Origin of the sequence: Marinomonas arctica (assembly GCF_003259225.1) — a bacterium.
GTDB lineage: Bacteria > Pseudomonadota > Gammaproteobacteria > Pseudomonadales > Marinomonadaceae > Marinomonas > Marinomonas arctica.
The window spans coordinates 148,718-159,915 of record NZ_QHJF01000016.1; the positions used below are offsets into that span (position 1 = coordinate 148,718).

Genomic DNA, 11,198 nt, shown 5'->3' on the forward strand with positions numbered 1-11,198 from the left:
CTTTATATAGTCGGCTCTAATACGGGATTAGATAAATTTTTCTGCTTCTCAATGGCTAAAGACTCTCTGAACTCTTCTGCTTCTGCTTTCATTGTCCAGTGAATATCTGTGATTCCTTCTGATTGAATTACTGATTTGATGTCTGATAGTGACAGTCTAAAGAACTCTTTTCGTGGGTTTACTTTATTTACAGAGTTATTATTGAAAGATTTATGTAACGCATTTTCTAAAGAAGGGGCGTCTTTTGAAAAGATCATAGCATGAACATCAAAGGAGAAAGGTACAGAAGCATCACCTAGTTCTTTAACGCGATCTAATGGGTCAAGTCTTCTAGTCATGCCAATTTTGTAAACATTTTCACCAAAGCTGCCAATATTACTAATAACATACACATGACCTTGCTTGGTTTGTTGAGCCATAGAAATTGCACGCTGACCTTTTAGTTCGGCATCTTTAAGCTTTAATTCTAGTTCTGCCAGTTGAGACTCATATTGTTGCTTTTGTTCTTCAGATGCGTTTTCGAGCTCTTTTCTGGCTTTTTCGAGAGCTTGTTGAAGCATTCGTTCTTCTTTTTCAGCTTCTTTAATGGCTTTTTCCATTTCTTTGCGCGCTTTTTCTTCTTCACGAATTTGTTCGCGAATTTCTCTTTGTTCTGCAAGCTCTTGCTGTCTCAATTCATGGGTTGCTACAGCCCATTTTAGCTCATCAAGACGAGCATCTAGGAATTCACGTGAAATACGAGCGTTTCTAAACGGTTTGCCGTTGTGGTTGACTAAAGCGAATGCATCGGTGATTTCTTGTTTAATTTTGCCAAAGTTGTCGTGTTTAACCTTAGACATGGCAGAATCAACTTTGCCATTAAATGCATCTATGACGAAGTAAATGGCGTACTTTCTTCGGTTTAGCTCTGCGTAGTCGCAGTCAGCAGCTCTATCGCTACTGATTAATTCTTTGATACGTTTGCGTTGGATTTTAAGCTGTTCACCAGCCTCTTTGTGACTGTATTCTTCAGCAAGTTCGTCTAACACTGTATGGTTAGGAATGATGTAATCATCTTTGTAGCCATCAATAGCGTTTTGCATGGCTATGATTGCGCTTTCGTATTGGTCTGCCTTGGCTTTTGCTTCCAGTGCTTCGCCTGCAATTTCTTGGGCTCGCTTGTTGGCGTATTCAGTTATTCTGTCTGATTCAGCTAGGGCTTCTTTTTTGAGTTGATCTGCTTTTTCTTGAGCTTTGGCTTGAATTTCTTTACTTTCCGCTTTTGAGTTTTGGGCGTCCATTTTTGCTGCGCTAGTGATTTCGTATGCTTCATCCTCGCTTCTTTGAATTATCAGAGCGGATTGTTTGTCGGCTTCATCCAGTATCTTTCGAGCTGTTTCAGTGAGTTTATGGGCTTCTCTGCTAAGTTTTTCTGCCTCGGCCTCAATATTGGTTATAGGCGCAAGCTTTTCTTTCAGTTGTTCGATTTCTGTGATTGCTTGCAGATGTTTTACATTTAACTTTGCTAGCCTTTTCTTAAAAATACGAGCCCTGATCCAGAAAAATAATGTAAGAATGAGGGGGGTAATCAAAATAAGAAGAGCAAAAATGGTTGCTCCGCTGTTTGATGGGTCCTGTTCCATATTCGTTAATCCTTATAAATTTAGATAATTATTGTTCAAGAAATGACAAGTTTTTTACTGCAAAAGCTAGCTTCCTAATAAACTATAAACCAGTTTTAAAGGCATGACACGTCACGGTTTCAATTTTTAACGGTTAAAAGTCAATGTTGTCTGGGGAAATGATTGTGCATTAGTTCGGTGTTTAGTTCATAAACAATTTGAACAATTGGAGTCAGATGAAAATTAAGCCATAAAACGACAAAAGCCATGCTGAGCATGGCTTTCTACTTCGTATGTCTTCGGTGGGCTGCCTAAGCAGGGATATCCGAAGCTCTCACGAACTATGCTAGTGAAGATAAGTATATTTTTCAATATAACTAAGTCACCACTAGCTAGTTAGACCTGACTCAATCTTGTTTTTCATCAATGCTACTTCCTGTACGATCTCATCGACAAAACCGTCTATGAACTCAGGATCGTGCAAGAGGGATATCTGGTCAGAGCTAAGTTTTTTGAAGTCCCAATATTCCCCTTGATAAGTGATGTATTTATAAATTGGCCAATAATCATTGCCTTCGCAGTCGAGAGTTATTGGTAAAGATTTAATGATCTCATCATTATTTGACGTTTCTACCCCCAAGGATAATGCATCACCACTTTCACATATAACAGATAAATAACTGTCAGAAATACTCTCGAATGGGACTTTAAAATCGACATGATTTGTCCCTGACCTAGGTGCGAAGAACCCACTAACCAAATGCTTCACAGCCTCTTCACTATGATCCACCTTAAGCTCAAACCTTTTAGCCAACTTCTCTCCAAGGCGCTCCCATAGCGATACCACTGCTTCACTCTGTAGTTGAATTTTAGCTTCTTGAAGAACATCCACCACATCGATGCTTTGTGTTTCAATCAGAAGTCTCTTTAGTGCTTCAAGCAGTGCTTGGTTATTAGTCATGTTAGTGAGCTCTTTTAGAATTTCCGTATATTGGATCAATGACTCTCGTAAAGCCGGTTGGGTGGCTGATTTTTCAATAATCGCGTTCACCCAATGTAAGACATCAACGCTGTAACTGATATTGACTGTCGTTTGCTCATAATCGTTTAAGCATTCCGATTGACCTTTGACAGATTCAGGCGAAGGGGCGCGACCATCAAGTGTAAGATATACAACCGTGATACTTTTGAAGCCAAGCTGTTTAACACTTAAGAAATACCTTAAAAGTTGCTGATCTTGATCCACTGCATCGATTTTGTTTTCAATTATGATGGCTTGCTTGGTAGTAAAGTTAGCCAGAAAAATATCGATATTCTGATATTCGGCTTTGACATCAAAATCGAAATTACCATCGGTGACTTCGACCTGACATACGTTTTCAAGAAATCGCTTAAGTGGAAAATGCGCTAACCTGTGCCTTCCCTCTGGATTCAATAAGTCTGTCAAAAATCGAGAATGCAGTCGAACTTCATCGTTCTTGCTACGCAGCACACTAAAAAGGTTATAGTGCTCAGGTTCTGCTAATAGGGCTTGATACTGCTTTGCTAATGACAGCAGTTGTCTTACTTTGGATAGCTTTGTAGTAAAATTTATTTCGTCTTGTCTCACCTTCACTCCCTGATTTTTATAAACGCAAAGAACACTTTAACAGTTTGCTCTGGTTTAACAATTGCTTCAATTTAAACAAAGAGTCGATCAAGACTATCGCGGTCGCCACTCTAAAAGGAGCCAGAGAGTTTAATCCATCTAGCTCGGTTTCCTACCGCGTTTTCTTAGCACCACTCGCCTACCCGTTAGCTTCTCCCCTTATTTCAACTTTCTAAGCCTTTGACTTTTCTAGTGAACTTGCAGGTATGAGGCAAAGCAATGTAACGACCGCAAGCGCACCAACCGTTTGATGAAACGCTGTGGTCATTTCCCACTGGTAGAAAAAGCCAATTGATGACGTTCCGATGGCTCCTCCCAAAAGGGTCAGTATTCGAGACCAAGCACTGGTATCTGGTGTTTTTCCCTCCGGAACATAATGATATAGATGAGTCATGGTAAGCAGGGTCATTAGTCCAAGGCCAGCGCCACGCAGTAGCATACCCAATACCATCAACGGCATTAGGTCAAAGGCAGAATCACACAATAATGGCAGGGTTCCAATCAGGCTGATTAGCACACTTATCATTGCAACCTTTGATGTAGAAAAACGAGAGGTGAGCTTTTGCAAATAGGAACGAGATAGCAGAGCCCCCAAGCCACTAGCGCCCAACATCGCACTTGCACCCAACGTGGAGTACCCGTAACGCTCGATAAAAATGGACGGTAAAATAAATAAACTAGAATAAAAAACTAAGCTACTAAGAAAAAGTAACAGGGCCGTGTTTCTAAACGGCGGAATACGAAAAAGCCGTACATCTAAAATGGGGAATGACTTAGTCAGCGCATAGTGAACATAATAACCAATCAGACTCAAACTCAGAACAACTAAGCCCAGAGCCGAAACGCTAAAAATGTCCAAACTCTCAGAACTCACTTCAGAAAGCCCATAGATCACTGTGGCTAAGCCACAAGCAAATAGTAGATAGCCTTGTATATCTAATTTTGTCCGTTTATCGCTGGTACTATTTGGTAGGTAACACCATGCTAAGAGTATGGCAAAAAGGGAGATAGGAATATTTAACAAGAAAATCCATTTCCAACTGACAGAATTTACAATAAACCCCGCTACTAATGGGCCCAAAATAGGAACAATAACAGCGGGAATAGCCACTGAAGCCATTGCAGCCTGAAACTGTTCCCGACCCACAGCATTCAATAATACGGGCTGCATGGAGACCATTAGAATTCCTGCTCCCACCCCCTGAAATATACGAAAGGTGACTAATGAATTTATTGATCCTGCTGTAGCACAAGCCACAGAGGCCAATAAAAATAGAATCAGCCCCAATAACCACACAGATTTATTGTTATATCGCTTCATTCCCCAAGCACAAAGAGGCACTGTCACCGCAGCAGCGATACCGTATAAGGTAACCACTTTTTGTAGCGCTTGCACGGAAGAAGCAAAGGCATCGCTTAGCGCAGGAATCGCGATACCTAACGCTGTAGAGTCCAATAATGGAAGAATAATGCCGAGGATAAGCGTTAATATGATTTGGTGATTAGAAACATCTCCTATAAATCCCTTTTGCTCTGTCCTACGTTCACTGGCTGGCATTCTCTTCTCCTTGTAGAGATACATGAAAATTTCATACTAGGTCACAGCCTCAAGAGCTGGCCTCTGTTATATTTGTATCAAGAAGTGCGATGAAAGAATGTCGAAGGAATGTCAAAAGGTATTGAGACTATGTCAAAGTCACGTGTACGAGATGTTAGACAAGAGGCGGATCGCTTTAAACCCTCTGCTGATAAGCCAATACGGGTAAAGGCTCGTTCAATGAGCACCTCAGTGGACGTCACACCACATCATCATACTTGGGGGCAACTCGTCTTCTCTGATGCTGGTATCACAAAAGTTTCTACGTCGGATAGCACACACCTCGTTCCCCCCAATCATGGATTATGGATTCCCCCTAATATGGAACATGCTGCCACCTTGTTAGAGCATGCAAAATTGTTTTCTGTTTATCTTATCTCCCGTGAAGAAGCCGATTCTGAATTAATGAGTCCCGAGGTATGGAATACCTGCCAAGCATTTGAAATAAGCCCTTTATTGCATGAACTCATTGTGAAGTTGAGTGAAAATACTGAAGAGGATTTAATTAATAAAGAGTACCTGGCTATTTGCACATTGATTTGGGGAGAGTTGAGACGGGCGCGTCCCTTGTCGCTTGGCGTTGTACTTCCCAAAGAAAAAAGACTAAAGACACTTTGCCATACCTTTCTAGACTCACCCTCTTCAAGCATTAGCTTGAAATCATTATGCCAACATAGCGGGGTAAGTTTGAGTACGGCATCAAGACTGTTTCAAAATCAATTAGGCATTAGTTTTAGCCAATGGCGGCAACAGGTCATTTTGGCAAATGCTCTCGCACTGGCCGCACAAAAAATGCCAATCAATCAGATAGCTTACGAGTTAGGTTACTCGTCACCTAGCATTTTTAGTGCGATGGTAACTCGCATGATGGGAGTACCGCCTAAAGTTTTTTTTAAGTATTAGTCATTTCAGAGCAATTGAGGTCTGATAAAAATTAAACTGTCATATTTTATGCTCGCGAGAATATGCAGTACGCTTTGGGTTCATAACCAGACTATTTATCAACAATTGCCCACAATTGAAAAAACCTATTTTCCTTGCAACCCGTACTGGAAGTTTTTAGAATCATATACAGTGCTTCAGGGCGCATCCGACTCGCGGAAAAAGGTTAACCTTACCTGTAATGCTCTACCCTTTTATATGACATTTTAGCTTTCTGTGCTTTCGCGAGTTAAGTGCAACCTATGTAGGAGAGCTTAAATGAAAACCTTGCCAAATAACCCCAGCATTGAATATCTACATCGCGCCGCACGTACTTTACGCTCTAAACATCGCGCAGGCGATCCAAGTGTCGTCGAGCTGATCAGTCATTTCGATACTTCTTTTCAAAATTTGCAAACTGAGCAAGTCTTATTGCAACCTTTTTCTATTCTAGATGCACAGAGGGTCATTGCTCGACAGTATGGTTTTGCCAGTTGGCGCCGCTTGAAGTTATTCATTCAAAAATCCACTCAACCAAGTACAGACTATGATCCAGCACTGGCGGAGCAGTTAACTCGACGCAACGCTATGCGTGTCGCTCTGATGCGCCGTTATACATCTAAAAAAGCTGGCTGGTTCGACCACTTAGATAATTTCAATGAAGAGTCCGTCGAGATGCTCGAAGCGAGCTATGATAAATACGGATGGCTCAGCCCTCAAATCGTTGGACGAGAAGGGATGGAGGCGTGTTACTGGTTAGGTATTAACTGCTTAAAGAACAGTCAATTTCAATATCGAAGTGCTGAATTAATGCGTGAGGCTTTGCCTTTAGGCGAGTGTTATGGAATGTATTACGCCGTCTCGATTGACCGTTGGTTATCTCTCTCGTATAAACCATCCATCTTTGGCGCATTCAATGACTTCAATGAGCGCAGTGATCGGGTGGAATACAGCGACAATGTCGTCGACCCAAAGAACCTAAACAAGAGACGCGCGCAAGTAGGTTTGATGAATTTAAACAAAGCCAATGAAGAATGGGCTGATATGATTCGCCAGCGTAAAGCTTACCGATACACCAAAGATGAGTGGCAGGCACTAAAACGCAAATGGGCACTAGAAGGTGGCTATATTGCTGCGTAGCAGCCATTAGCCTATGCACATCATTGCAGTCTGATAACTTTCTATCTGACTGCAATTCTTCGACATATATTTTATTTAACTACCCCACCTGATACGTGTACTTTGAAGAAGGCTTGATATCCTTTGGCGCGATCTTTTTGCTGGTGACTCCATTGAATATAGAGACCATGGGGTTGCCAAAGCTCACTTTGTCGCTCTAAAACAATGCTAAAACTCTCGGATGTTTTGAGCAACGTTATGAAACATTGTGATATGTTATCTAAAAAGGGAATCATGAATAGCGCGGCAGCATACAGGATATACCGCTACTTTTAGAGTAGAAGCAGGCTTGGGAATGAACTGGGACGAGGCGCATTAGGCGCCTCTAAAACGAAAACCCCAGCTCAAGGCTGGGGCGAGTATTTAGGTCTTTGCGAAAGGTCATTAGCTAAACGCTCATTGAAGCCAAACGCCAACCTTATGATTAATTCTAGGCGCTACGCTCCCACTAGTAAACACAACATAAAATGGAAGGCAAGGATGCCAAATACTATTAACAATCAATCAGTATTAATAAATCAACTTATCTCCAACAAACGGCTCGAAAGCTACAAGGCTGTTTTTCATTGTTCAAATTAGGCTGAGCTTATCGGTGCATATCTCTGGAATATTGAGGTGTGCTCAGCTCTATACCCGCTTCTAACCAGCGCTGAAGTGACTCTTAGAAATTCAATCGATCACGCATTAACAAAATTTCTTTGCTCCCACCACGCACAAGACGGCTGCCAGTGTCACCCACAGCATGGTTAAACTGATGCTTTCTTGTAGTAGCCAAGCCGCCAGTAAAAATCCTATAAATGGTTGAATTAATTGCAACTGGCTCACCGCCGCAATGCCACCTAGCGCCAGCCCTCTATACCAGAAGATAAAGCCAAACAGCATGCTAAAAAGAGAGACATAGCCCAGCCCCAGCCATGCTGATGTCGTTACCGAAGCGAATGAGCTGGGCCATAAAACATACAGTAAGGGCAGCATGACGGGCAAAGACACGACTAAAGACCAGCAGATCACCTGCCATCCGCCCAATACCCGAGATAAGCGTGCGCCTTCCGCATACCCCATGCCGCAGGCAACAATCGCCGCCAGCATCAAACTATCCCCGATTAATGAAACTTCACCCACACCCAGGGCTGCATAGCCCATCACTAAGGCCGCTCCCACCAATGAAAAGAGCCAAAACGGCCAGCTAGGGCGCTCTCCTCCTCTTAGCGCGGCAAACAATGCCGTACAGATGGGAAGCACGCCCACAAACACCACACAATGCGCAGAGGTGACATATTGCAGTGCAAACGCCGTCAGCAAAGGAAAGCCAACCACGACTCCCATTGCACTCAGTAAGAGCGTTGCAATTTGCGAGGCGTTAGGGCGTGGTTGTTTGAGTAGCAGTAAAAACAATAAACCTAATATTCCAGCAATCGAAGCGCGAGCCACCGTCAAGAAAGTAGGATCAAAGCCTTGCAGCGCGATGCGTGTTGCCGGTAGCGAACCAGCAAAAGTCACCACGCCCACGAAGCCACTAAGCCAACCTTGTGTTGCCTGTTTCATATCATTACTCCCTAAAAACAATGGCCCTATAAAACCGAAAAAATGGCGATAAGAGGAGATACAGACCGACACAATTTAAAAAAACTGTTATGGTTATATTGGCAGTACAATTTGAAAATAGAGGAAGAGTATGGCTCGTGCAGGCACATTAATTGAATCGGTCATGAAGGATATTGAGTCAAAAATCGCGTCGCGGTCCTACTTGCCCAATACGCGTTTACCTTCCGTTCGCGCCCAAGCGAAAGCCATGCAGGTTTCGATCTCTACCGTTGTCGAAGCCTATGATAGACTCGTAGCGGAAGGCTGTATTGTGTCTCGTCCCGGAGCAGGCTTTTATACCTCTGGCCCTATTGCGCCCTTAAACCTCACTCGTATTGGCCCTAAAGTAGCACGGGAGATCGATCCGTTATGGGTCTCACGAGAATCGTTGGAGTCAACAGCAGGTTCACTGATGCCAGGCTGTGGCTGGCTCCCCTCTGAATGATTCTATCAATCAGGCATAAAGCGCGCGCTGCGAAACCTTGCCAGAACCCATTCCTTAGATTTAACCGAATATGCGCCTCCGAAAGGCTCCCAAGCGTTTCGTCATTTCTTACAACGTCGAATGTTGAACCACAATATTGAGGTCTCTGCTGAACAGATTATGCTCACTGAGTCTGGGACTCATGCCATTGATTTAATTGGGCGCTTTCTCCTTTCACCAGGCGATACCGTGCTGGTCGATGATCCCTGCTACTTTAACTTTCACGCTTTATTAAAGGCACATCGAGTCAAGATTATTGGAATTCCCTACACGCCCAATGGGCCTGACTTAGAACGTTTTGCACAAGCCATAAAAGACCACAACCCTAGGCTTTATCTCACTAATTCAGGTGTCCATAACCCCACAGGGGCTCATTTAGCGCCACATGTTGCCCATAAATTACTCACACTCACCCAAGCATCGGAACTGGTTATTGTTGAAGATGATATTTTTGCCGACTTAGAAACCACTCGCTCACCACGTTTAGCGGCCTTGGATGGTTTAAATCAGGTCATTGAAATTGGTAGTTTTTCCAAAACGGTATCCGCTTCAATACGCTGTGGTTACATTGCCGCAAAGCAAGATTGGATAGAGCAATTGGTGGACTTAAAACAATTGGGGTCAGATGAAAATTAAGCTCTAATAACAAGAATGAAAAAACAAACAAAAAATTAATATCAGATAATAAGAATAGAATTAAAAACAATTGGGGTCAGATGAAAATTAAGCTCTAATAACAAGAATGAAAAAACAAACAAAAAATTAATATCAGATAATAAGAATAGAATTAAGTATTTAACAGTATATCTAATTCTTTATTATAGTATAAAAAACAATTGGTTGACCCTAAATAATGGTGTTTCAGACAAGAAGCGACATTATTCATGATCGACCAATTTTTTGATGCTTATCGGGCTTTTTCTAAAGCTTGTAGAATAACCCAATCTGGAAAAATATTGACCTTGTTTTTGCCTTCTAGCCTACTGTTAATAAGTCCTCCCTGGGAACTTTCGATAGCAATCTTATATGCCCAAGCATTAACTTCATTTATTGTACGTACATCACAAGGGAGATTTTTTTCTTCTAAATATTCTTTTACAGAATATAGAGAGTTATTACGCTTTTCTAATCTATTTACACGATTTTTAAGATCATTGTTTTCTTTTTTAAGAACATGTATTTGCTTTGTATTCTTAATCGTTTCATCAAATATTTTACGCTGCACTACCATTTGCCGCTGAAGCTCTTCTGCTTGACTTAGTATTAAGTCGACAGTTCTGATGTCATTAGACCTTACATTAACAGCATCTGATGGTGGCGGGTATACCCCATATTTCATTATCGATGGTATAGCTTCATGATAGAGCCAACGTTGAAATTTTTTACCAGCTTCACTCTTATCATTTGATAATAATCTATATAGTCCAGGTTGAGTCAAATAAATCTCATTTGGTTTTTGACTGTCCTCGGATGGTATTTCTAGGTACTCATCATTATCTATATATGAAAGTACACCTTTCGCAACTGTTGACATTAGCTTCGAAACATAACGCTCATCTATAGCGCGATTCTCTAGATTAAGAGTAGCTGTAATATCTTTTAATGATATATATAAAATGCCCCCTAACTCTAATGTTGATATGTGGCTTTCGCCTTCACGTCCTTGGTAGCAAATATTTACTAGAGAATGATCCATAAAATCTCCCAAGATTAAAAATACTCTTATTCTAAATTAACAACATAAATAAATCACGAATCTTTAGAGAGTTATGAAGCAATTGAGTTCAGATGCTGAGGTATCCCCACAAATTTACTCATAAAAGATGTTAACAGGCCACAACAATTGTAACAATTGGGGTCAGATAAAAATTAGACGCTCTTTGGCTTTCGACCTCGCTGCATAGGCGTCACTCGCCTACCCGTTAGCTTCTCGATCTCCTCTTTAAAACGTTCGTTTCCCAGTGCCATATCTGAATGCGTAGCAGATCGAATTCGTCCGAGTTCTTCTTCTGGGATGTGGTATTTGAATAAGGCTTGGTAATGCTGAGCTCGCGTTTCCTGCTGAAAGCTAAGCTTGAGATAAAGTTCATGTGGTTGCCAGAGCTCACTTTGTAGATCCAGTGACTCCTGAGCATGAAAGCGATAGCTCGACCATTGGTAGTCAGCTGGATGAGCGACCATATT

At 41.8% G+C, this 11,198-nt stretch carries 9 protein-coding genes and 1 pseudogene; 4 read left to right on the plus strand and 6 right to left on the minus strand.

Annotated features, from left to right (window positions below):
• Positions 1-2 precede the first annotated feature (2 nt).
• From DK187_RS11525 to DK187_RS11535, 3 genes are all read right to left on the minus strand, one after another.
• Entirely contained in the window at positions 3-1,622 is a 1,620-nt protein-coding gene (locus DK187_RS11525) for an SNIPE associated domain-containing protein (protein WP_111607491.1), read from the minus strand.
• Positions 1,623-1,989: 367 nt separating this feature from the next.
• Complete coding sequence (locus DK187_RS11530; RefSeq protein ID WP_162623501.1) at positions 1,990-3,210, minus strand: PDDEXK-like family protein; 1,221 nt, start codon at positions 3,208-3,210, stop codon at positions 1,990-1,992.
• Positions 3,211-3,421: 211 nt separating this feature from the next.
• Positions 3,422-4,807, minus strand: coding sequence for a DHA2 family efflux MFS transporter permease subunit (locus DK187_RS11535; RefSeq protein WP_162623502.1), 1,386 nt, complete (start codon positions 4,805-4,807; stop codon positions 3,422-3,424).
• Positions 4,808-4,936: 129 nt separating this feature from the next.
• Between DK187_RS11535 and DK187_RS11540 the strand changes: the two genes are divergently transcribed.
• Positions 4,937-5,749, plus strand: a complete 813-nt coding sequence (locus DK187_RS11540) for an AraC family transcriptional regulator (protein WP_162623503.1) — start codon at positions 4,937-4,939, stop codon at positions 5,747-5,749.
• Positions 5,750-6,046: 297 nt separating this feature from the next.
• Positions 6,047-6,907, plus strand: a complete 861-nt coding sequence (locus tag DK187_RS11545) for a DUF6624 domain-containing protein (RefSeq protein ID WP_111607495.1) — start codon at positions 6,047-6,049, stop codon at positions 6,905-6,907.
• 723 nt (positions 6,908-7,630) lie between these two features.
• Here the strand turns inward: DK187_RS11545 and DK187_RS11555 are convergent.
• Positions 7,631-8,491: a DMT family transporter gene (locus DK187_RS11555; protein ID WP_111607496.1), complete on the minus strand. Its 861-nt coding sequence runs from the start codon at positions 8,489-8,491 to the stop codon at positions 7,631-7,633.
• Between the two features lie 130 nt (positions 8,492-8,621).
• Between DK187_RS11555 and DK187_RS21240 the strand changes: the two genes are divergently transcribed.
• Positions 8,622-8,975: a GntR family transcriptional regulator gene (locus DK187_RS21240; RefSeq protein ID WP_204355621.1), complete on the plus strand. Its 354-nt coding sequence runs from the start codon at positions 8,622-8,624 to the stop codon at positions 8,973-8,975.
• Between the two features lie 27 nt (positions 8,976-9,002).
• On the plus strand, positions 9,003-9,650 hold the full coding sequence (locus tag DK187_RS21245) for an aminotransferase-like domain-containing protein (RefSeq protein WP_223232375.1): 648 nt from the start codon (positions 9,003-9,005) through the stop codon (positions 9,648-9,650).
• A gap of 271 nt (positions 9,651-9,921) precedes the next feature.
• On the opposite strand, the gene DK187_RS11565 is transcribed toward DK187_RS21245, so the two are convergent.
• Both DK187_RS11565 and DK187_RS11570 read right to left on the minus strand, forming a co-directional pair.
• Entirely contained in the window at positions 9,922-10,710 is a 789-nt protein-coding gene (locus tag DK187_RS11565; protein WP_111607497.1) for a BRO-N domain-containing protein, read from the minus strand.
• A gap of 173 nt (positions 10,711-10,883) precedes the next feature.
• Positions 10,884-11,198, minus strand: a pseudogene (locus tag DK187_RS11570) (transposase); the annotation flags it as partial.

Coding starts and splice junctions, on each gene's coding strand:
- DK187_RS11545 (WP_111607495.1), top strand. CDS start 6,047: ATGAAAACCTTGCCAAATAACCCCAGCATTGAATATCTACATCGCGCC.
- DK187_RS11525 (WP_111607491.1), bottom strand. CDS start 1,622: ATGGAACAGGACCCATCAAACAGCGGAGCAACCATTTTTGCTCTTCTT.
- DK187_RS11540 (WP_162623503.1), top strand. CDS start 4,937: ATGTCAAAGTCACGTGTACGAGATGTTAGACAAGAGGCGGATCGCTTT.
- DK187_RS21240 (WP_204355621.1), top strand. CDS start 8,622: ATGGCTCGTGCAGGCACATTAATTGAATCGGTCATGAAGGATATTGAG.
- DK187_RS11535 (WP_162623502.1), bottom strand. CDS start 4,807: ATGCCAGCCAGTGAACGTAGGACAGAGCAAAAGGGATTTATAGGAGAT.
- DK187_RS11565 (WP_111607497.1), bottom strand. CDS start 10,710: ATGGATCATTCTCTAGTAAATATTTGCTACCAAGGACGTGAAGGCGAA.
- DK187_RS11555 (WP_111607496.1), bottom strand. CDS start 8,491: ATGAAACAGGCAACACAAGGTTGGCTTAGTGGCTTCGTGGGCGTGGTG.